This is a genomic window from Mesorhizobium sp. BR1-1-4 (assembly GCF_020165375.1).
GTDB classification, from domain to species: Bacteria; Pseudomonadota; Alphaproteobacteria; order Rhizobiales; family Rhizobiaceae; genus Mesorhizobium; species Mesorhizobium australicum.
The window spans coordinates 30,789-51,392 of record NZ_JAIUIB010000015.1; the positions used below are offsets into that span (position 1 = coordinate 30,789).

Consider the following 20,604-nt stretch of genomic DNA (forward strand, 5'->3'; position numbering starts at 1 on the left):
GTGTGCTGCGTAGAAGGTTCTGCAAGGACGGTCCGCGGCGGGCCATCCAACTCAACGGAGATTCACATGAACAAGATCGTCATGGCCCTTGCCGGCGTGCTGCTCTGCACCGCCAGCGCCTGTGCGGCGGACGGCAGCGCCAGGGACCTCTTCCGGCGCATCGATACCAATGGCGACCGCAAGCTCGAATTCAGCGAGATCCAGGAGGTGCGGGCCGCGATGTTCGACCGCATGGATACCAACCACAACGGTGTGCTCGATGCGGAAGAAGTGCGCACCGCGGTAGAACGGGTGAAATCGACACGCGACTTCCAGACCGCCCGGTTCGCCGGTTTCCAGACGCAGGCCGGCCGTATCGATCGCAATGGCGATGGCAAGATTTCGCGCGACGAGTTTGCTGCCTTCATCCCCGATCGGTTGCTGAAAGCGGACACGAACGGTGACGGTGCCCTTTCGATTTCGGAACTGCGGACGCTCCGGCGGCAGTGATCACCGAGACCTTCCCGAACCCAGGAGACACAAAATGAAACGGACAATCATTACATCTTGCGGATTGATGCTTGGCGCTTTCGCACTGGCCTCACCGGCCGAAGCCTTGCCACCAGCATCGAGCCCACCATCGGTCACCACAGCGCCGACGCCGGTTTGGTTCCGACGCGGCTTCTACGTCGTCGGTAGCGGCTATTACTATAATGGCTATCGCGGCTATGTCCGCGTGCGGCCAGGCTACCGCTACTACAATGGCTACTGGTTCCCCGCCGCCGCCTTTGCCGCCGGCGTCGCGGCGGCGACCGTCACGCCATTGCCGCCGCGTCCGGCCGTCCGCCTGGAAGCGGCGCATGTGCGCTGGTGCTATGAGCGCTACGTCTCCTACCGCGCCTGGGACAACAGCTATCAGCCTTATAACGGGCCTCGCCAGCAATGCTGGTCGCCCTTTAGTTGAAGCCATGAGATCCTGCGGATCGTCCCCTGCGCTGCGCCGTGGAGAATGACATGATTGCCAATCGCTCGATGCCCGCGAGCGCGGTCATACCCGTGCTGTCCTATCCCGACGTCGAGACAGCAAGCCGCTGGCTTTGCCAGGTCTTCGGGTTCGACCAGCGGTTGATCATCGGCAACCACCGCCACCAGCTCGGCTTCGGCGACGGAGCGGTGATTGTCACCGGATCGAAGAACGGCGAACCGATCCCGGAGCAGGCCGGCGCGCCATTCGCGGTGATGGTGCGCGTCGAGGATGTCGATGCCCATCACAAGCGAGCCGCGCGCCACGGTGCCGTAATCCTGAGCCCGCCGGCCAGCTTCCCCTATGGCGAGCGCCAGTATTCCTGTCGCGACTTCGCCGGCCACCACTGGACGTTCTCGCAGTCGATCGCCGACGTCGCGCCCGAGGACTGGGGTGGCGTTCCCGTGGCGAAACGACCGACCGGACCTGATGTGGAAAGCTGACAGCGAATTTTCGCTGCGGTCCATGGGCTCCTCGGTCGCGATGGCGGTACGGGCGCGCGATAACCGCGTTATCGCGGCCTCTTCGACTTGGCTGATTGCAAGGGCTGCGAGAGTGACGCTGACAACGGGAGCCTTTACCCCTCCTCTCATCGATTCTTGGGGATGTTCCAGATAGCTCAGATGGCGCTGCCTCGGAATGCCGGCATCAATCCGGGACCCTCGCTCAAAGTTGCTCGTTCTGTTTGGTGAGACCGTGGACCAGCACCACTATCAGCATGATCGTGCCGAAGATCATTTAGCGCGCGGCAGCGGGCACCTTTGCCACTGAAACGATCCGAGTGTTCGTTGGTTCGGATGGACAGGCGTTTTGCCCTCCCTGGGGAAGCCGATTAGGCAGCGACCAGTCCTGCCACAAAGCGTGCAGAAAAGGTCGCCCGCTGTTGACGGCTGTCGTTTGACAGCCAGCAGGGGGCACCATCTCAGGCCGAAGCGCCACTCCCGCGAAGCGGGTTCCTGAATGAAGTCGCCTGCAGAATGGCAGCTTATCACAAATCCTCGCCGAAACCCGCCATGCCGGCAACGTGGCCCCAAAGCGTCCGTCGGGAGAGCGCCCAAACAGCAAGGCCGCAACGAGCCTACGTGCGAAGGGGCTCAGGCGGCAATAATCTCGAACTGCTCGGCGATTGACGGACGTGGATTATAGGCAAACCTCGCCTGTCGTTTGCGCATCATGTGGACCATCTCGATGCTGGAGAGAATAACCTCGGCGCTTGCCGTCGACTTGAGCCGAGCATGGAGCGGACGCGGCGCTTGATGCGCCGGTGTTCCTGCTCAATCCGGGTTTTGAGATACTTGCTCTTGCGAATGCGGATAGCTTCAGTGAACGTCGCGATCGATCCAGCAGGCGTCTTTCGGCATCGCAGGAGATGATTGCCTCGTGATTTGTCTGGCTGCCGTCGACGACAATGCGTTCCGGTCGGCCGTGGCATACCAAGGCCTTGCGGACGAAGCGCATTGCCGCCGGCAGGTCACGGTTTTTGCTGAAGAAGAACTAGACCGTGTCGCCGACGCTGTCGATTGCACGATAGAGATACATCCATCGACCGCAAACCTTGATGTATGTCTCGTCGATGTGCCGATCTGGCGGTCCGGGCCGCGCGCAAGGCGATCGACGGCCCTTGGTCGAAAATGGTGCCGGCCGAGCGCGCAAGGCTGATCTGGAAACTCGCCGATCTGATCGTTCGGTGTCCCTTTCCTTCATCTGCTTATAGCCGGTTTGAGAAAATCGCTCCAGACCTTGGCTTCGTGCAGGGCCGGCTTCTCCCTCAGGTCGTCTTTCGACGTGGTATCCGGCGGAACCCAACTGGCCAGATCATCACGGCTCAAGCTCTCGGCAATCTTTGCATTACTATCGTGTTGACCGACCGCTGAAACAAAAACGTCGATGAACGCGTCGCGCATCTCACATCTAATCTTGAGCAAGACGCGGCCTTCGCGTTGGACACTGATCCCGCGCTAGGTAATGCGTCATGGGTGCAGCTTCCGCACCCCGAGATATTCCAGGCAGTGCAGCCGGGACGCGATCTTCTGCTCGACGATGGCAAGGTGCGGCCGCGCGTCATAGATGTTTCCCCAAGCCAGATCAGCACCAAAGTCATCGTTGCCGGAAAGCTGTCGAACCGGAAGGTGTGTCTCTGCCCGACACGGAGATTGCCGTGCCCGCTCTCACGCCCAAGGATCACGCCGACCTCGAAGCCGCCTCACGGTTGGTGTCGACTGGATCGCGCTTTCCTTTGTTCAGCGCCCTGAAGATGTGGTGGAGGTCCGCAAGATCGTGAACGGCCGGGCTGCTGTGATGTCGAAGATCGAAAAACCCCAAGCGGTTGCCAGGATTGACGAAATCATCGAGGTGTCGGAAGCGCTAGTGGTTGCTCGCGGAGACCTCGGTCGTGGAGATGCCGCTGAAGAAGGTTCCGGGAATCCAGAAACGGATTACCCGAGCGGCCCGCAAGCTGGGTCGCCCGGTGGTCGTTGCGACACAGATGCTCGAATCCATGATCACATCGCCCGTCCCGACCCGCGCGGAAGTCTCCGATGTGGCAACGGCCGTGTTCGAAGGTGCCGACGCGGTGATGCGCTCTGCCGAAAGTGCCGCCGGCAAGTATCCGTTGGAGGCGGTCTCGACCATGAACCGTATCTGCGAGGAGGTCGAAGGCGATATCCACTATCGCACGATCATCAATGCGCAGCGCAGCGAACCCGAGAAAACCGGGGCCGATGCCATAGCTGCAGCGTCTCGGGCCATTGCGGAAACCCATGATCTCGCTGCGGTTGTCGCTTGGACAAAGTCGGGCGCAACGGCGCTCCGCATCGCCCGCGAACGGGCTGCTGTACCTGTCATGATGCTGTCCCCGATCCCGGCCACCGTTCGGCGGCTCGCGCTTGTCTGGGGCATCCACGGCATCGTCACCGACGATGCGGTCAACGTTGACGATATGGTGGATCGCGCCGGCCAGAATATCGAGAAGGACGGCTTCGCCAGCGCAGGTGAGCGCGTGCTCGTTGTCGCCGGCATTCCGTTCGGCACGCCGGGAGCAACCAACATGGTTCGTATCGCGGTGGTCGGAGAGTCTGCCTGACGGTCCGGCTACGGCGAACGTTTCCGGACTGTCGGGAGATGGGCGTCAGAGCAGAAGCTCTGACGCCCTAAGGTCAGGAGCTGCATCACGAACGATACGGGGTCGGCTCACCGCCATTGAAGAAGGTCCAGAAGCTCTCATAGACCAAGTCGGGGCGGTGCTCGGCCGGGTAATGGCCTGTCGGAATCGCCCAGGCCCTGAGGTTTGGAGCCCAGGGTGCCCAAGCCTCGATTGGCGTTAGATGACGGCCCACATGGCTGTTGCCGCCCCAGATCACCATCACCGGGCACTTGATCGTCTTCTTGCCGAAATCAGCTGTGTCCATGGCGAGGTCGAGCGTCACGGTCGCGCGGTAGTCCTCGCACACCGCGTGAATCTGCTCGGGCGTCGTGCAGCGGGCGTATTCCTTGAACGCTTCGGGCGTGAATATCTCCAGGCCCACGCCTTTCTTGTTGAGCTTGTAGTTGATGTAATAGTCGAGGTCGGCGCAGATAAGCTTCTCGGGGAAGGGCGCCTTCTGCGCCATGAAGAACCAATGGTAGCTCTCCAGCCCCCAGCCGAGGGTGACGTTGGTTAGAAGATGATAGGTGGGAATGATGTCGAGCGCGCAGAAGCGCGTGATCCTGTCGGGCTGGTCGAGCACCATGCGAAAACCGACACGGGCGCCGCGGTCATGGCCGGCAAGCGCGAATTTCTCGAAGCCAAGCTCACTCATCACGTCGAAGGCGTCTTCGCCCATGGCGCGGAAACTGTAGGCGGCATGGTCGTCGCCGCCGTCGGGTTTCGAACTGTCGCCATAGCCGCGCAGGTCGATGGCGACCACAGTGAAGGATTTCGCCAGGGAAGGCGCGATACGATGCCAACTGACATGCGTCAACGGGTTGCCGTGAACAAGCATCAATGGCGGGCCAGATCCCGCGACCGCGACATTGATCTCCGCACCCCTGGTCTTCACCGTCCTGTAAGAGAAGCCCTCCATCAAGCTCCCATGGTTCTCTTCCAGTGGCGGCATGGGGGATGGGGCGTCCGAGGCGTGCTGAGTGTCCATGGTGCTCTCCAAAAAGGGTCGGCCTAAGCCTTCTCTCCAAATTGAAGATTGTCAACAATTTTCAGTTGACTTTTTTTGGATGCGGCGCAACATCGCTTCGTAATGGTCACTAAGCCAACCTTGCGCGGCCGCTATCGGGTGGCCTCACCACCGTCGAGCCGAAGGGCATATCCATGGCAAATCAAGATAGATCCGCGCGCAAGAGTGCTTCATCCCTGCCTCGTCTGGCCTTGTTGCCTGGCGACATGACCGGTATCGGCCCGGAGCTCGTTGCCCGCGTGCTGTCTGATGGGAGGCTCTCCGAAGTTGCGCGCATTGTCGTTCTGGGGGACCGGCGGGTCCTGGAGATGGGGGCTCGCGACGCCGGCGTATCCCTTGCTATCAAGACCGTGCCGGATGTCGCATCTGTCGACTGGGATGCAGCCGGAACGCCTCTCATCGACCTCGGCAACATCGATCCCCAAGCCTTGCCGCGCGGTGTGGTTTCACCGCAGTCCGGCAAACTGACCGGGGACACATTGGCCGAGGGGGTGCGGCTGGCGATGAACGGCGAGGTCGACGGCATCACCTTTGCGCCGCTGAACAAGGCAGCGCTTCATGCCGGCGGCTGGAAATTTGCCGACGAGCACAAGATGTTTGCCCACCTATTGGGACACAAAGGCTATTTCTCGGAGATGAATGTGCTCGACGGCCAATGGATGTCGCGCGTCACCTCGCATGTGTCACTGCGCACGGCTCTCGATCAGATCACCCATGACAGCATCATCGAGGCGATCGAACTGGTTAACCGCACCATGCGGCGCGCCGGTATGGAGAAACCGCGCATCGCCGTCGCGGCCCTCAATCCCCATGCCGGCGAGAACGGGCTGTTTGGCCGTGAGGAAATCGACCTGATCGGACCGGCGGTCGAGGCGGCAGCGGCAACCGGCATCAACTGCAAGGGGCCTTTCCCCGCGGACGCCATCTACATAAAGGCCTTCGCGGGCGAGTATGACAGCGTGGTCGCTATGTACCACGACCAGGGACAGATCGCGACCAAGCTGCGCGGTTTCAACCGCGGCGTGACCGTCACGGCTGGCCTGGAGACCGTGTTCACCACGCCGGCGCACGGCACCGCCTTCGACATCGTTGGCAAGGGTATCGCGTCGACAGGCGCGCTGGAGAGCGCCATTCAACTCGCGGCCCAGCTTGCGCGCCGAAAGGGCGTGCAGCACGCAGACGCCGCAGCCTGAGCAATTTCCGCCGATCAGCCTGGAAAGCAAAATGACACAATCCAACAGTTTCCGCATCGCGGTCATCCCTGGCGACGGAATCGGCAAGGAAGTCGTACCCGAGGGCGTGCGCGTCCTGGAAAAGGTCGCTTCGCGGTTCGGCATCGGGCTGTCGTTCGACTGGTTCGATTTCGCTTCCTACGACTATTATGCCCGCCACGGCCGGATGCTGCCGGAAGACTGGAAGGACAAGATCGGATCACATGACGCGATCTTCTTTGGCGCCGTCGGCTGGCCAGCCGGCGTGCCTGATCATGTGTCGCTGTGGGGGTCGCTTCTCCAGTTCAGGCGCGAGTTCGATCAGTATGTCAATCTACGGCCGGTGCGCCTTATGCCCGGGGTTCCGAGCCCGCTCGTCGGTCGCGGTCCTGGCGATATCGATTTCTGGGTCGTGCGCGAAAACACAGAAGGCGAGTATTCGTCGATCGGCGGCCGTATCTTCCCGGGTACCGAGCGCGAAGTGGTGGTGCAGGAAACGGTCATGACGCGTATCGGCGTTGATCGCGTGCTGAAGTTCGCGTTCGAGCTTGCCGCCAAGGGCAAGCGCAAACACCTGACCTCGGCGACCAAGTCTAACGGCATCTCGATCAGCATGCCCTATTGGGACGAACGCGTGGTGGAAATGGCCAAGGCCTTTCCCGACGTGCGCTGGGACAAATATCACATCGATATCCTGACGGCTCAGTTCGTCCTTCACCCCGACTGGTTCGACGTCGTGGTCGCATCGAACCTTTTCGGCGATATCCTTTCCGATCTCGGGCCTGCCTGCACGGGAACGATCGGCATCGCGCCGAGCGCCAACATCAATCCAGATCGCAATTTTCCGTCCCTGTTCGAGCCGGTTCACGGCTCGGCACCGGACATCGCCGGGCAGGGGATTGCAAATCCGGTTGGACAGATCTGGTCGGCTGCTATGATGCTTGACCACCTCGGACATGCCGAGGCGGGTGCCTGGATTGTTTCGGCCATCGAGACCGTTTTGGCCGAGCCATCGCTGCGCACGCGTGACCTCGGCGGAACCGCAAACACCGTCGAGTGCGGTAAGGCAATCGTCGCCGCGCTCTGATTTTTTTGATCAATCACGTTGGCTTAGAACCGGGACGGCAGGCTGCCTCGTCGGCCCTGACCGATGCCGTCGCATCGACCTGCGCCTAGGCTGCCGGCGTCGCTGCCTGGGCGATGACGGCGGTATCGTCGAGGCTCTCGATATCCCAGCACAGATCGCGCAAGCGCGCCGCTGCCTTTGCACCCAGAACCGGTTCGGCCAGACCGCCGAACTTTGCGTTCAGATCCTCATCGGTCATCGGTCGCGCCAGGCTGCCGATCGCGTGCTCGACATGTCGCTTGAGGACACGGCCATCCCTGAGCTTGATCGTGACGTGACATTCGTCTTCGGCAACGCTGTGTGACGCCAGCGCACTGACGCGATCGCGCAGTGCAATGACCTGGGAATCGCATACCTTCGCGTCGCTGTATTCGGCTTCGCCGGCGCGGCCTTCTATGACGGCGACCGCTGCCGAGTGGTAGACACTGAATTTGCCTTCGAGGCCGACTTGCGGGGTTTTCTTGCCGGTCAATTCCAGCACCAGCGGGTCTACTTCCAACTCGACGCTCTCGATCTCATCGGCCTCCAGGCCGAATTCATTGCGCAACTGCACGCAGCCGTCGATGATCGGGTGGATGACGATACCGCAAGCGAACGGCTTGTAGGTGTTGAGAGCGATCTCGAAACTATCGCCCAGGCCTTTGGTAATCTCGTCGAAATTCCGCTCGGTGGACATGACATGGGCGAAACCGCGCGGCGCCTCGAGCACGCGGTTTGACGAGGTGAAGTCGCGTTGCGCCAGCACGGCCGAGAGCAGGCCATTTTGCGCCGCCCGTCCGGGGTGGAAGCTCTTGCACATGGTTCCGAACATCTCGCGAAAACCGGAAGACTGCGTGCCGGCGATGCCAAGCGCCCAGATCATCTGCTGTTCGTTGAGGCCAAGCAGCCGTCCCGCGGCGGCGGCCGCGCCAAAAACGCCGGCCGTTCCCGTGATATGCCAGCCGACGTCATAGTGCGCGGGATAGACGGCATTGCCGATGCGACATTCGACCTCGACCCCAAGGATGAGGGCATGCAGGAGATCGCGCCCGCTCGTCGGCTGCAGCTGCGCGAGGCTCAGGATCGCGGAAGCGACCGGCCCTGCCGGATGGATGATGGTCCTCAGATGCGTGTCGTCGAAATCGAAAACGTGGCTGGCGATGCCGTTGATGAGCGCGGCATTCAAGGCGTCCAGCCGTTCGCCACGGCCGAGGATCGCCGCTTGATCCTTGCCGGCGAAAGGCGACACTGCGCCTAGGGCAATGTCGACGCTTGGGTGTTGCGAGCCGCCAACCGCGCAGCCGGTCCAGTTGAGGAACGAGCGCACTGCCTCGCGCTTGACGCTGGCGGGTACGCTGTCTGCGGATGCCGACACGACATAGCGCGCCAGTGTGGCTGTGACGTCCATCATTGGATCTCCCTGGATCGCTGCTGAGCATCGCGCGGCGCACCGGCATGCTTTCGGACTGGCGTGGATTACGCCATGAAGGCACCGCCATTGACGTGGACGGTCTGGCCGGTGATGTAGCGAGCCGCCGGCCCGCAGAGGTAGCGCACGAGCGACGCAACTTCCTCGGGCGTTCCGCGCCGCCCGACAGGCGGCAGTTTCCCGGCATGGTGAGAAGGTTCTTCGCCAGCACGCTGCGTGTCGATCATCCCAGGCGAAACGCAGTTGACGGTGATGTTTTCGCCGGCAAGGTCATGGGCGAGCGCCCGCGTGAAGCCGGCCAGGCCAGCCTTCGCCGCAATGACATGCGCGCGGCCACTGGCGCCCGTATGAGCCGACAGACCGCCGATGTTGATCACCACGCCCTGTCCAGAATTCTTGAGGTGCGGGAGCGCCGCTTGAGCGGTCAGGAACGCACCATCGAGAATGATGGAAAGCACCTCGCGCCACTCGACAAAACTCAGATCTGCAAAGGCGGTCTCGCGTCGCACGGCAGCACTGTTGATGAGAATGTCTATGCCCCCGAACTGCCGGACAGTCGCGTCGATCAGCGCGTCGACGGCATTTGGGTCGACGACGTCGGCGAGGACGGCCGCGGCCCTGCCTCCGGCAGCGGTGATATCATTGACGACGGATTCGGCTTCAGCATGAGACGTGCGTGCGTTGACGACCACCGCGGCTCCGGCACGAGCCAGTTCCAGCGCCATCACGCGGCCGATATTGCGTCCCGCTCCAGTCACGATTGCGACGCGGCCCTCAAGTTCCCGAGCGCCGTTCATGCGATATCCCTGGTTTTGGCAGCATCGCCGATCGCATGCGTCGGGTCGGCCGACGCCGGCAAGGTCATGCGGCTCTTGCCGCTGAGCACATGAAGGAAGGCTGCTTCCACGGCTGCCACGGCGTCGCCTTCCCGCAATGCTGCAACGATACGGCGATGCTCGACATTGGATACGATCAGGCCGCCGCCCTGCAGCAAGGCGCGTTCCCGAAACAGGTGCAGTTCCTTGACGAGTTCGGAATAGGCTTTATGCAACCGGCTGTTTCCTGCAAAGCGCAGGATGGAATCGTGGAACGTCAGATTGATCGGGTAATAATCATCGAGGGAATGCGCGATGGCCGCCTCTTCCATGCAATCCAGCAAGCTTTCGAGTTCCGAAATCTGCTCCGGCGTTACTCTCGTGGCCAGAAGTCGCGCCGCTGATGCAAAGAGACCAGCGCGCACATCGTAAAGTTCCGCGGCCTGTTCCTCGCCAATCTTACGCATGAACACGCCTCGATTGGGCACGAGTTCGAGCAAGCCTTTTTCGGCAAGTGCGCGGCAGACTTCGCGGATCGGGCCGCGGCTCACAGAGAAACGGATCGCCAGCGAATTCTCATTTAATCGCTCGCCAGGGGCGAATTCTCCCGACAGGATGAGGGTCTCCAACTCGCGCCGCAGGACGCTGGTCAGGGAGTGGTTCTGGAGAAATTCAAGCTCGGCCCTCATGGCATCGTGATCTACTATTTACTGCAAACTGTCAACAGAATACAGTGCGTCCGCTGATCGCTGACGTGGGCGTTCCTGGGTGAAAGCACGAAAATCGGAGGTTTCATGGACCAAATTGACGTCCCGACGACAGACGTGTTGCCCCCGCCAGGCCTCCTCGATCTCTTCCTGGCATTCACCAAGCTCGGCATAACCAGCATCGGTGGTGGTGTGAACGGTATGATGCACACCGAGTTCGTGGTGAATCGGCGCTGGTTCACCGACAAGCAGTTTTTGTCCGGGCTGGCGCTTAGCCAGTCCCTTCCGGGTGTCAATGTCGCAAACTTGGCGCTCTGGCTCGGGTTTCAATGTCGCGGTGTTGTTGGAGCCGTGGTTGCGCTGGCTGCGGTGGTGCTGCCCCCTGCTGTGGCGATAGTCCTCATAGGAAACATCGTGCTGAGGCTCAGCACCGATCCTGTGATCGGCGTGATGCTCGTGGGCCTCGCGGTTGCGGCATCCGGATTGTCACTATCGGTCGGCTACCTTGCCATGCGTTATGCCTGCATCGACGTTGTTTCAATAGCCCTCTTCACATGCACGCTGATCGGCGCGACGGTCTTTCATTTCTCGGCTCTTGTCGTGGTGGCGGTGCTCGCGCCCATCGGCATCGGCGTCGGCTTTGCAAGAAACCGGCATGAAAGACGATAATCTGCTCGTCAGTCTGTTTCTGGTCTTCGCGCCCCTGTCTTTGATGGCCATCGGCGGCGGGGCCTCCATCCTGGGCGAACTGCAACACAGCGTTGTCGACAACCGGCATTGGTTGACCAACAAGAGCTTCCTCGACATGTTTGCCATCTCCCGCGTTGCGCCCGGACCGGGCACGCTGATCGTCACCCTGATGGGTTGGCATCTGGCTGGATGGGCGGGCGCGATCGTTTCGACGATTGCGATTTTTGCGCCGTCGTCGCTGCTGGTGATCGTGGTCGCGCATTTCTGGCACAGCCGCCCCAATGCGGCGTGGCAAGGTGCTCTGGTTTATGGCTTGGCACCGCTTGCCGCCGGGCTGGTCCTGTCAAGCGTGTTCACTCTCTTGAGCAATGCCAAAGGCGGATGGATTGCCTGGTGCGTGGCTATCATGGTCGCTATCGCGGCGCGGATGGTTCGCCTCGGGCCACTGACGCTGATGATCGTCGGATCGGTCGTTTTCTGCGGGCTGATGACCACTGTCGGATAAGGCGTTTCAGCCCTGTCTCCGGGCCGAAAGACGTCACGGCGCCTCTGCATCACGCAGATAGTCGTCAGTTAATTGTTGACAATTGACAAAATTAGACGGACCTTTAGCAGCAGGCACAAGCGCATCGCGCTTGTGAGGAAATGTTCGGGAGGACCCTTTGGCCTTTGTGGAGCTCGACAAGCTGACCAAGCGCTACGGCAAGTTGACGGTGGTCAACGGCGTCGATCTCGCCATCGAAAAGGGAAAGCTGGTGTGCCTGCTCGGACCGTCGGGCTGCGGCAAGACCACGACCCTGCGCTTGATCGCTGGCTTTGTTCAGCCGTCGGATGGCCAGATCCGCGTCGGTGGCCGTGTTGTGTCGTCGCCGCACGCCAGCGAACCGCCGGAAGCGCGCAACATGTCGATGATCTTCCAGAGCTATGCGCTCTGGCCGCATATGACGGTGTTCGAGAACATCGCCTACGGTTTGCGGCTTCGTCGCATGGGCAAGGCCGATATTCAGACAAAGACAGGTCGCATCCTCCAGGCGACCAAGCTCGAAAGTCTGGCCGAGCGCTATCCGGGCGAGTTGTCAGGCGGTCAGCAACAGCGTGTCTCCCTTGCGAGGGCCCTTGTCATCGAGCCGGAGACGCTGCTCCTCGACGAGCCGCTTTCCAACCTCGACGCCAATCTTCGCGAGGAGATGCGGTTTGAAATCCGCCGGCTTCACGACGAGTTCCGCTACACGACTGTTTATGTCACGCACGATCAGACGGAGGCCATGACCGCCGCCGATGTCATCGTGGTGATGAACCAGGGCAATGTCGAGCAGGCGGGTTCACCCGAGGACATTTACGAGCGGCCTCGATCGGAATTTGTCGCGCAATTCATCGGCGGCACCAACATCTTCAAGGGCAATCGGGTCGGAACGGACACCGTCGATTGCGGCAACGGTCTGGTGCTGCGCTGTGGCAGCGGCGACTATGCCGCCAGTGGCCAGACCGCCGTATCCGTGCGGCATCACGATCTGCATCTCACCAACGAGAAACCGAAAGGCGATCCGAGTAACTGGGCCACCGGAAAGGTCGTGCGCCAGGTCTATCTCGGGTCGCATCGCGATTATCTCGTCAATCTATCAGGCGGCGAAACCGTGCGGGCGATCGCGCCTGTCGATGTCGCGGTTCCGGAAAACCAGCAAATTTGGCTTCATTGCCCACCTGATCGTTGCCGGGCGCTCGCACACTAGGGAGAGAGAGAATGTCCAACAGGAAAGTCGCAGCAGGCGCGCTCTTGGCGGCCTTGACATGGGGGCAGATGGCATGGGCAGCCCCGCCCGAGCCCTACAAGGTCACGGACGATCTTGTCGCCGCCGCAACCAAGGAAGCGTCGGTCGTCTATTACACCTCCACCGACGTCCAGGTCGCCGAGAAACTGGGCGCCGCATTCGAGGCGCACTATCCGGGCATCAAGGTCCACGTTGAAAGGGCCGGTTCGGAGCGCGTCTTCCAGCGCATAGGCCAGGAGTATTCGAGCGGCATCCACAACGCCGACGTCATCGAGACCTCCGACGCATCCCACTTCCTGACGTTCAAGGATCAGAACTGGTTGACGCCTGCCGTTCCGGAGGATGTCGCCAAGATGTGGCCGGAAAAGGATCGTGACCCCGATGGTCTCTATGCGGCTTTCCGCGCCACGCTGACGGTAATCGCCTACCGGACCGACATGGTCAAGGAAGAGGACGCGCCGAAGACCTGGACCGATCTGCTCGATCCCAAATACAAGGACAAGCTGGTGAAGTCGCACCCCGGCTACAGCGGCAACGTGATGACCGCCACCTATGCTCTTAGCCAGCTTCTCGGATGGGACTATTTCGAGAAATTGGGCAAGCAGGGTGTGATGCAGGTTCAGTCCTCGACGGAACCGCCGAAGGTCCTCGCCCAGGGTGAACGCCCGATCCAGGCTGACGGCAATGAATACAACGTGTTCATCCTCCAGGACAAAGGCGTGCCGATCAAGGCTGTCTATCCGGCGGAAGGAACCTCGATCGCTTACGGCAACGCGGCGATCCTGGCCTACGCTCCTCATCCGAACGCAGCCAAGCTGTTCTATTCCTTCATGTTCTCGCAGGAAGCACAGCAGTTGAACGATGACTTCGGTGGTTTGCGTTCGGTTCGCCCAGATGTGAAGGAGAAATCCAACCGCACCCCGCTGTCGCAAATCAAGCTTCTCGACTCAGATCCATCCAACGTTCGGGATGCCGTCGAAGAGATCAAGCAGAAGTACGAAGAGTATTTCGGCACCTAAGAAGCGGCTCGGCGCCCCCCGGATTGGGCCGCGGAGTAGAAGATCAGGCGATGTCGCCGCTGGCGACATCGCGAGATCCCGGGCCAGTCCGCGGATGTCTCGCCGACATCGGATCAAACCCAGAGGTGACCAGGTGACCATCGCTGCATTGTCCCCCGATTCCGCCAACAGGCGACATCTCGGCAGGTTCGATTTGTCGACGCCGCTGTTCGTGTTTCTTGCGGTCGTTCTGTGTGTGCTGGTCCTGCTGCCATTGTTTTGGCTGGGATACTATGCTCTGACCAACAAGGCTGGTTCACCAACCCTGGCGAACCTGGCTCGTCTCTTTACCGATGCCACAATTCGCCGGGCCTTCCTTATATCGCTGAGCATGGCCGGTTGTGTCGGCCTGTTTTCTTGCCTGGTGGCCACACCGTTGGCTTGGCTTGTCGCGCGCACCGATATGCCGGGACAGCGCCTGGTCCGCAGTCTGGTGACGGCATCCTTTGTGACGCCGCCATTCCTGGGTGCTATTGCCTGGGCGATGCTGGCCGCACCGAACAGCGGCATTCTCAACAATATCTACCGCTGGGCATTTGGCCTCGATCAATCACAGGCCCTGTTCAACATCTACACCTTCACCGGGCTGGTGTTCGCGGTCACTTGTTACTCGTTCCCTTTCGTCTTCACGCTTGTCGCCAACGCGTTCGACAAAGTGCCATCCGATCTCGAGGAAGCATCGGCGATCCTTGGCGGCAAGCCAGGCACCACATTGCGGCGGGTGACGTTGCCGATGGTGTTGCCCGCGATGCTCGCTGGGTCCCTGGTTGCCATCGTCCAAGCCTTCACCATGTTCGGTTCGCCGGCGATCCTGGCGCTGCCGGCCGGGTTCCACGTTCTCACCACCAAGATCTGGAGTTTCTTCCAGTTTCCTCCACGGCTTGATCTCGCGGCAGCGAGCGCCGTGCCCCTGCTTGTGGTGACCATGCTCTTGCTGTGGGGGCAGAGATGGCTGCTCGGACGCCGTGGCTACACCGTGCTCAGCGGCAAGAGCGGCACCCCTCGGCGTGTGAAGCTGGGCAACTGGAAATGGCTGGCGGGTGCATACGTCCTGTTCATCCTGTGCGTGACGATCCTGTTTCCCTACCTGGCCTTGCTCAAGGTGGCTCTGACCCACAACATTTCCGAACCGCTCACCTGGAGTTCCTTGACGCTCCATAACTTCCATTTCGTGCTTTTCGAATTTTCCAGCACGCGGCTCGCCATCTGGAACACCTTGATCCTCGGCCTGGCGACGGCAACGATCGCGACCGGCATAGCTCTTGTCGTGTCCTACCTGGTCGCGCGCCGAGCCGTGCCGGGCGCGTCGCTGCTCGGCATGCTGGCAACCGCCCCGATTGCAATTCCAGGCATTGTGCTCGGCGTCGGCCTCTTCCTGGCCTACGCCAATCCGACCTTCGGACTTTATGGCACGCTTTGGATCCTGCTGATTGCGTTCCTGACGATCGAGCTTCCTGCCGGCTATCAGCAACTGTCATCAGCCTTCCACGGCGTGCATCCGGAGTTGGAGGAAGCCAGCCGCATTCTCGGCGCCACCCGTCTGAAGACGCTTTGGCAGATTACCGCACCGCTGTTGCGCACCAGCCTGATCGCAGCTTGGTGTTTCGTCTTCATCGGCACCATCAGGGAATTGTCGGCGACGGTCCTGCTGACGACGGCGCAGACCAAGCTGGTCTCGGTCATCATCTATGACCTCAACGAAAGCGGCGACTATGGGGCGATTTCGGTGCTTGGCATTCTGCTGCTGGTGGTCTCGTTCACCGTCGTCTTCATAGCCAACAAGGTTCCAGTTCTCGGCGGAGCGCCTCCGAGAAGTGGCAGTTGACGGGATGGTGGTCTGGTTCCACAGCAATTATCAGCGTTTCGCTTGACAAGAGGAAGTATCGTCTCAGTCATGGGTTCGATTGGATGTGTCGGCATCAAATTCGATGAGGGAGATCAAACCGTGGATGACGCGCAGGCGAGGCGCTGGCGGCCATCGAGACCGGATCAAGCAAGCGGTATCTTCCGTGGGGCATTGAACGGAATTCGGGCCCATGGCTAACGAAACCGAGAGCATGCAGGGATTTTCGCCCATCGACTTTTTGCGCACGCGCTCGCTCGCCAATGTCGTGCAGCACGAAATAGAGCGAATGATAGTCGAGGGAGAATTCACGCCTAACGAGAGGATCAACGAAAACGCCCTGGCCCAGCAACTCAAGGTCAGTAGGGGGCCGATCCGGGAAGCGTGCAGCGCGCTGGCGGCTCTCGGACTGATCCAGGTGATCCCCAACCGGGGGTTTTTCGTGCGTGAACTCAGCGATGACGAGGCCCGTGATGTCTCGGAAGCGCGCGCGTACATCTTTGCCTGCATGACCATGAGTGTTGCGGAGAGGATCACCGACCCCGAGGTCACCAGGTTGAGTGCGCTCGTCGATCGCATGGATGCGCTGGCGAAGACCGGCGAGGTGAGCCAGTACTATCCGGTCAATCTGGAATTCCATTCCGAACTGGCCAGGATGTGTGGCAACGCACGCTTGGCGCAGATTTATCTCGGTCTCGCTCGTGAGCTCCATATCCAGCGCTATCGGGCACTGGCAAGTGGTGACGTGCTCGACATTTCCAACCACGAGCATCGGGCCATAGTGGAGGCTGTCGCCGCTCGCGATCCGCAACGGGCCTTCACGGCCGGGCGGGCGCATATCGTCAATGGCACGTCGCGCACACGCAGGGCCAACGTGGCTTTGCGCCACGGCTCCGACTGATCTCACAGGGCGCTCGCACTCACTTCTGCATGCGACGTCGATACGGGCGCCCGTAGCATTGGCATGCCGGTGAAGTGGTTTGCCTTCTAAAACTTACTCATCCTGTCGACAAAAAATTGTTGACAGTTTACCAAAACTTCCTTCCTAGTCCTCTGCACCACGAGGCCATGACATGGAGTCGAGCTCGAACTCGGTGCCTGTCTGTGCCGCTACACCGGTCGACTGAGAGGATTACCAATGCACGACACCGCGCCTGCAGGTCTCACAAACTACGTGGCGGAATTCGTCGCAACAGCCACTCCGAAGGATCTGCCGGCCGACGTTGTTGCTCTCGGCAAGAAGTCGATACTGGATGGCATTGGGCTGGCTCTATCAGGTTCGGTCGCGCAAAGCGGCGACCTTGTCCGCCGCCATCTCGATGAGCTCGGGCTTATGCCAGGTGCCGCGACGGTCATCGGAGCTGGCCGCAAGGTTGCCCCCCGCTTTGCGGCATTCGCCAATGGTGTCGGCATTCATGCCGACGACTATGACGACACCCAGCTGGCCGTGGCGACAGATCGCGTCTACGGCTTGCTGACCCATCCCACGGCGCCGGCATTGCCCGCGGCCCTGGCCATCGGTGAACAGGTGGGTGCCTCGGGCAAGCAGGTCATGTTGGCGTACCATCTCGGCGTCGAGGTCGAGTGCAAGATCGCCGAGGCCATCGCGCCCCGCCACTATCAGACCGGATTTCACGCGACGGCCACTTGCGGGACCTTTGCCGCCGCCTCGGCTGCGGCCTGGCTTCTGCGTTTCGACGCGAAAACCACGGCTCGCGCGCTTTCCATCGCCGGCAGCCAGTCGGCTGGCCTGCGCGAGAATTTCGGCACGATGACCAAGCCGTTCCATGCGGGGCGTGCATCGGAAAGTGGCGTCGCCGCTGCACAATTCGCCGCCCATGGATGGACTGCTACCGACAAGATACTGGAGGCCCCGCGCGGGTTCTTCCAGGCAGCCGGCGGCGGTTACGACGAGAACGCCATCCGCGGACGCCTCGGCGCCTCCTGGACGTTCGCCAACCCGGGCATCTCGATCAAGCCGCATCCCTCGGGGTCGTTGACTCATCCGGGGATGACGGAGATGGCGCGCCTTATCCGCGAGCATGGCATCAAGGCTGGGGATGTGAAGCACGTGCGGGTCGGCACCAACTCCAACATGCCGAATGCCCTGATCCATCACCATCCACATGACGAACTCCAAGCCAAGTTCTCCATGGAGTTCTGCATGGCGATCCTCTTGCTCGACGGCAAGGCCGGGCTTGGCGAGTTTACGGATGCGACCACTCAGCGCGACGACGTCAAAGCGATGATCGACAAGGTTGATTTCGTCGTTGACGAAAGGGCAGAGGAGGCCGGCTATCACAAGATGACGACGATCATCGACATCACGCTCAATGATGGCCGCGTCATCCACGGCGAGGCTGATTTCGGCAAGGGCAGCCCCGCCAATCCGATGAGCTATGAAGAGGTTGCCGACAAATTTCGGGACAATGCGGCTCATGCCCGCCTTGCCCGTTCGGCGGCCAACGAGGTCGTCTCACTGGTGCGTGACCTCGAAGAACAGCCCTCGCTCGAGCGGTTGATGGCACTGGTCGCCAAGGCCGGCTGACGGTCTTCGTGGCGCTGCGGCGGCAGCGCCGCAGCCGGCATTCAGAAAGGTTGGTCCGATGGCCCATCTCACGATCGGCATGCTCAAAGGCGATGATATCGGAGACGAAATCGTGCCCGCTGCGGTGCGCATCGCCCGGGCCGCCGCGGCTCGAACGGGTCTGGAGATCGACTGGCGACCAATGCCGATCGGCCGCTCGGCACTCGACACGCACGGCTCGACAATGCCCGACGGCACGCTTGAGACGCTTTCGACGCTTGATGGCTTCATCCTCGGCCCGATCGGGCATCGCGCCTATCCAAAGGTGCCTGGTGCGATCAATCCGCATCCGATCCTGCGCAAGCACTTCGGCCTTTTCGCCAATGTCCGGCCGACGCGTTCCTTCCCCGGTCTCGGCGCACTGTTCGACGACGTCGATCTCGTCATCGTTCGGGAAAACAACGAAGGCTTCCAGCCTGATCGCAATGTGGTCGCTGGTTCGGGAGAATTTCGCCCAACGCACGACACGACGATTTCAGTTCGTGTCATCACCCGCGCCGGCAGCTATCGTGTCGCCAGGGCCGCGCTCGAACTTGCCAGGAACCGGCGCAAGAAGCTGACGATCGTTCACAAGGACACCGTGTTCAAGCTGGGCTGCGGCATGTTCGTGGAGGAGTGCTATCGGGCCGCCGAGCAGTTCCCCGATGTCGCGGTCGATGAGGTTATCGTCGACACCTTCGCCATGCGGCTGCTGCGCGATCCTCAGACATTCGATGTCGTCGTCACCACCAACATGTTCGGCGACATACTGAGCGACGAGGCCGCAGGCCTTGTCGGCGGCCTCGGCATGGCGCCTGGCCTGTGTATCGGCGAAGGCAACATAGCCATGGCGCAGGCGGCGCACGGGTCAGCCCCCGATATCGCCGGCAAGGGCATCGTCAATCCCTACGCGATGATCGAATCCACCCGCATGCTGCTGGAATGGCTTGGCCACAACCGTGGCATTGCCGAGGCGCTCGCCGCGGCGTCGATCATGGCCGAAGCCACCGTTGCCGCACTTGCCCGGCCCGAAACGCGAACGGGCGACATACGCGGAACCACCGACACCGAAGGAATGACCAGCGCCATTGTCGCTGCCATCGAGAAGGAATCTGAAAATGTGCTCGCATAAGATTGCGGTCATTGGCGGTGACGGTATTGGGCCGGAGGTGGTTGAGGCCGGCGTCGAGGTACTGGAAGCCTTGGCTGCCGTCGAGCCGGGCCTTGCCTTCGACTTCAAGCGCTTCGACTGGAGTTCGGACTACTATCGCCGCAACGGCCGCATGATGCCGCAGGATGGCCTCGAACAGATCAAGGGCTTCGATGCCATCTACTTCGGCTCGGTCGGCGACCCGAATCTTCCCGACGATATCACGCTCTGGGGCCTGCGTTTGGCTATCTGCCAGGGATTCGACCAATACGCCAATGTGCGGCCGACGCGCCTCCTGCCTGGGCTGACCGGCCCTCTGCGGCCCGAACTCGGCAAGCAGATAGACTGGGTAATCGTCCGCGAAAACAGCGAAGGCGAATATGCCGGCGTCGGCGGTCGCGCCCATCGCGGCCTGCCGATCGAAGTCGGCATGGATGTAGCCGTCTTTACCCGCACCGGCATCGAACGGATCGCCCGCTTTGCCTGTGACATTGCCATGTCGCGCCCCCGCAAGCTGCTGACAGTGGTCACAAAGTCCAATGCACAACGCCATGGCATGGTGCTCTGGGACGAAGTCGTGCGCGAAGTGGTTCGCGACTACCCCGGTCTGATCGTCGACTGGATGCTGGTCGATGCGATGACACAGCGCATGGTCAACAAGCCCGGCAGCATCGACACGGTTCTGGCGACCAACCTCCATGCCGATATCCTTTCCGATCTGGCCGCAGCACTTGGCGGGTCGCTCGGCATCGGCTCGACATCGAACATCGATCCGTCGCGCAGCCGGCCGTCCATGTTCGAACCCATCCATGGTTCGGCCTTCGACATAACCGGCAAGGGCGTCGCCAATCCGCTTGGATCGTTTTGGACCGCAAGCTTGATGCTTGACCATCTCGGTGAGCAGGCTGCGTCGCGACGTCTCATGATTGCGATCGAAACCGTCACCGGTCGAGGAGAATATCTGAGCCCCGACCTTGGTGGCGCCGCCAGCACCGCCGAGGTAACCGCCGCGGTGATCGCCGCAGTTTCGGGTGTGAACAGTCCAAGCTCCTGACGCTCGCCCGGACAGAAGTTCACATTACACGCGCC

The 20,604-nt window shown here is 61.2% G+C and carries 19 protein-coding genes and 2 pseudogenes; 15 read left to right on the forward strand and 6 right to left on the reverse strand.

What is annotated here, in order from left to right:
- The first annotated feature begins 66 nt into the window (after positions 1-66).
- Genes LB571_RS26685 through LB571_RS26695 form a run of 3 tightly spaced genes read left to right on the forward strand, consistent with a single transcriptional unit; the run spans position 67 to position 1,446 of the window.
- Positions 67-489: an EF-hand domain-containing protein gene (locus LB571_RS26685; RefSeq protein ID WP_224599300.1), complete on the forward strand. Its 423-nt coding sequence runs from the start codon at positions 67-69 to the stop codon at positions 487-489.
- A 34-nt stretch (positions 490-523) separates the two neighbouring features.
- Positions 524-943 (forward strand): BA14K family protein, encoded by a 420-nt coding sequence (locus LB571_RS26690; protein WP_224599302.1) that lies wholly within the window; start codon positions 524-526, stop codon positions 941-943.
- Positions 944-993: 50 nt separating this feature from the next.
- A complete protein-coding gene (locus tag LB571_RS26695) occupies positions 994-1,446 on the forward strand; it encodes a VOC family protein (protein WP_224599304.1) in 453 nt (150 codons plus the stop codon).
- A gap of 651 nt (positions 1,447-2,097) precedes the next feature.
- Here the strand turns inward: LB571_RS26695 and LB571_RS26700 are convergent.
- Positions 2,098-2,581, reverse strand: a pseudogene (locus LB571_RS26700) (IS6 family transposase); the annotation flags it as partial.
- A gap of 122 nt (positions 2,582-2,703) precedes the next feature.
- Positions 2,704-2,907 (reverse strand): hypothetical protein, encoded by a 204-nt coding sequence (locus tag LB571_RS26705; RefSeq protein WP_224599492.1) that lies wholly within the window; start codon positions 2,905-2,907, stop codon positions 2,704-2,706.
- Between the two features lie 12 nt (positions 2,908-2,919).
- On the opposite strand from LB571_RS26705, the pseudogene pyk reads away from it, so the two are divergent.
- Positions 2,920-4,085, forward strand: a pseudogene (gene pyk, locus LB571_RS26710) (pyruvate kinase); the annotation flags it as partial.
- Positions 4,086-4,170: 85 nt separating this feature from the next.
- Here the strand turns inward: pyk and LB571_RS26715 are convergent.
- Positions 4,171-5,133, reverse strand: a complete 963-nt coding sequence (locus LB571_RS26715; protein WP_224599306.1) for an alpha/beta fold hydrolase — start codon at positions 5,131-5,133, stop codon at positions 4,171-4,173.
- A 245-nt stretch (positions 5,134-5,378) separates the two neighbouring features.
- On the opposite strand from LB571_RS26715, the gene LB571_RS26720 reads away from it, so the two are divergent.
- Together LB571_RS26720 and LB571_RS26725 are read left to right on the forward strand one after the other, a co-directional pair.
- Positions 5,379-6,365 (forward strand): PdxA family protein, encoded by a 987-nt coding sequence (locus LB571_RS26720; RefSeq protein ID WP_224599309.1) that lies wholly within the window; start codon positions 5,379-5,381, stop codon positions 6,363-6,365.
- 31 nt (positions 6,366-6,396) lie between these two features.
- Entirely contained in the window at positions 6,397-7,470 is a 1,074-nt protein-coding gene (locus LB571_RS26725; RefSeq protein ID WP_224599311.1) for a tartrate dehydrogenase, read from the forward strand.
- Positions 7,471-7,555: 85 nt separating this feature from the next.
- On the opposite strand, the gene LB571_RS26730 is transcribed toward LB571_RS26725, so the two are convergent.
- The 3 genes from LB571_RS26730 to LB571_RS26740 form a co-directional block, all read right to left on the reverse strand.
- Positions 7,556-8,899: an MmgE/PrpD family protein gene (locus tag LB571_RS26730; protein WP_224530534.1), complete on the reverse strand. Its 1,344-nt coding sequence runs from the start codon at positions 8,897-8,899 to the stop codon at positions 7,556-7,558.
- Between the two features lie 65 nt (positions 8,900-8,964).
- Positions 8,965-9,714 (reverse strand): 3-oxoacyl-ACP reductase FabG, encoded by a 750-nt coding sequence (gene fabG / locus LB571_RS26735; protein ID WP_224599313.1) that lies wholly within the window; start codon positions 9,712-9,714, stop codon positions 8,965-8,967.
- Positions 9,711-10,421 carry an FCD domain-containing protein gene (locus tag LB571_RS26740; RefSeq protein ID WP_224599315.1) on the reverse strand — a complete coding sequence of 237 codons (711 nt, stop codon included), beginning with the start codon at positions 10,419-10,421 and terminating at the stop codon, positions 9,711-9,713. Before LB571_RS26740 ends, fabG begins: the two co-directional genes overlap by 4 nt.
- Before the next feature lie 105 nt (positions 10,422-10,526).
- Here LB571_RS26740 and LB571_RS26745 point away from each other — a divergent pair, with 105 nt between their 5' ends.
- From LB571_RS26745 to LB571_RS26785, 9 genes are all read left to right on the forward strand, one after another.
- Positions 10,527-11,108: a chromate transporter gene (locus LB571_RS26745; protein WP_224599318.1), complete on the forward strand. Its 582-nt coding sequence runs from the start codon at positions 10,527-10,529 to the stop codon at positions 11,106-11,108.
- On the forward strand, positions 11,095-11,634 hold the full coding sequence (locus tag LB571_RS26750; RefSeq protein ID WP_224599320.1) for a chromate transporter: 540 nt from the start codon (positions 11,095-11,097) through the stop codon (positions 11,632-11,634). The genes LB571_RS26745 and LB571_RS26750 overlap by 14 nt, the downstream gene beginning before the upstream one ends.
- Positions 11,635-11,800: 166 nt before the next feature.
- On the forward strand, positions 11,801-12,859 hold the full coding sequence (locus LB571_RS26755) for an ABC transporter ATP-binding protein (RefSeq protein WP_224599479.1): 1,059 nt from the start codon (positions 11,801-11,803) through the stop codon (positions 12,857-12,859).
- 11 nt (positions 12,860-12,870) lie between these two features.
- Positions 12,871-13,917: an ABC transporter substrate-binding protein gene (locus LB571_RS26760; RefSeq protein WP_224530520.1), complete on the forward strand. Its 1,047-nt coding sequence runs from the start codon at positions 12,871-12,873 to the stop codon at positions 13,915-13,917.
- Positions 13,918-14,332: 415 nt separating this feature from the next.
- Positions 14,333-15,781 carry an ABC transporter permease gene (locus LB571_RS26765; RefSeq protein WP_263496335.1) on the forward strand — a complete coding sequence of 483 codons (1,449 nt, stop codon included), beginning with the start codon at positions 14,333-14,335 and terminating at the stop codon, positions 15,779-15,781.
- A gap of 211 nt (positions 15,782-15,992) precedes the next feature.
- Positions 15,993-16,700, forward strand: a complete 708-nt coding sequence (locus LB571_RS26770) for an FCD domain-containing protein (protein ID WP_224599323.1) — start codon at positions 15,993-15,995, stop codon at positions 16,698-16,700.
- Positions 16,701-16,937: 237 nt separating this feature from the next.
- On the forward strand, positions 16,938-18,347 hold the full coding sequence (locus LB571_RS26775; protein ID WP_224599325.1) for an MmgE/PrpD family protein: 1,410 nt from the start codon (positions 16,938-16,940) through the stop codon (positions 18,345-18,347).
- A gap of 58 nt (positions 18,348-18,405) precedes the next feature.
- A complete protein-coding gene (locus LB571_RS26780) occupies positions 18,406-19,497 on the forward strand; it encodes an isocitrate/isopropylmalate dehydrogenase family protein (protein WP_224599327.1) in 1,092 nt (363 codons plus the stop codon).
- On the forward strand, positions 19,484-20,569 hold the full coding sequence (locus tag LB571_RS26785; protein ID WP_224599329.1) for a tartrate dehydrogenase: 1,086 nt from the start codon (positions 19,484-19,486) through the stop codon (positions 20,567-20,569). Before LB571_RS26780 ends, LB571_RS26785 begins: the two co-directional genes overlap by 14 nt.
- The last annotated feature ends 35 nt before the right edge of the window (positions 20,570-20,604 follow it).

Coding starts and splice junctions, on each gene's coding strand:
- LB571_RS26750 (WP_224599320.1), top strand. CDS start 11,095: ATGAAAGACGATAATCTGCTCGTCAGTCTGTTTCTGGTCTTCGCGCCC.
- LB571_RS26785 (WP_224599329.1), top strand. CDS start 19,484: ATGTGCTCGCATAAGATTGCGGTCATTGGCGGTGACGGTATTGGGCCG.
- LB571_RS26705 (WP_224599492.1), bottom strand. CDS start 2,907: ATGCGCGACGCGTTCATCGACGTTTTTGTTTCAGCGGTCGGTCAACAC.
- LB571_RS26740 (WP_224599315.1), bottom strand. CDS start 10,421: ATGAGGGCCGAGCTTGAATTTCTCCAGAACCACTCCCTGACCAGCGTC.
- LB571_RS26745 (WP_224599318.1), top strand. CDS start 10,527: ATGGACCAAATTGACGTCCCGACGACAGACGTGTTGCCCCCGCCAGGC.
- LB571_RS26780 (WP_224599327.1), top strand. CDS start 18,406: ATGGCCCATCTCACGATCGGCATGCTCAAAGGCGATGATATCGGAGAC.
- LB571_RS26730 (WP_224530534.1), bottom strand. CDS start 8,899: ATGATGGACGTCACAGCCACACTGGCGCGCTATGTCGTGTCGGCATCC.
- LB571_RS26715 (WP_224599306.1), bottom strand. CDS start 5,133: ATGGACACTCAGCACGCCTCGGACGCCCCATCCCCCATGCCGCCACTG.
- LB571_RS26685 (WP_224599300.1), top strand. CDS start 67: ATGAACAAGATCGTCATGGCCCTTGCCGGCGTGCTGCTCTGCACCGCC.
- fabG (WP_224599313.1), bottom strand. CDS start 9,714: ATGAACGGCGCTCGGGAACTTGAGGGCCGCGTCGCAATCGTGACTGGA.
- LB571_RS26695 (WP_224599304.1), top strand. CDS start 994: ATGATTGCCAATCGCTCGATGCCCGCGAGCGCGGTCATACCCGTGCTG.
- LB571_RS26725 (WP_224599311.1), top strand. CDS start 6,397: ATGACACAATCCAACAGTTTCCGCATCGCGGTCATCCCTGGCGACGGA.
- LB571_RS26720 (WP_224599309.1), top strand. CDS start 5,379: ATGACCGGTATCGGCCCGGAGCTCGTTGCCCGCGTGCTGTCTGATGGG.
- LB571_RS26775 (WP_224599325.1), top strand. CDS start 16,938: ATGCACGACACCGCGCCTGCAGGTCTCACAAACTACGTGGCGGAATTC.
- LB571_RS26690 (WP_224599302.1), top strand. CDS start 524: ATGAAACGGACAATCATTACATCTTGCGGATTGATGCTTGGCGCTTTC.
- LB571_RS26770 (WP_224599323.1), top strand. CDS start 15,993: ATGGCTAACGAAACCGAGAGCATGCAGGGATTTTCGCCCATCGACTTT.
- LB571_RS26760 (WP_224530520.1), top strand. CDS start 12,871: ATGTCCAACAGGAAAGTCGCAGCAGGCGCGCTCTTGGCGGCCTTGACA.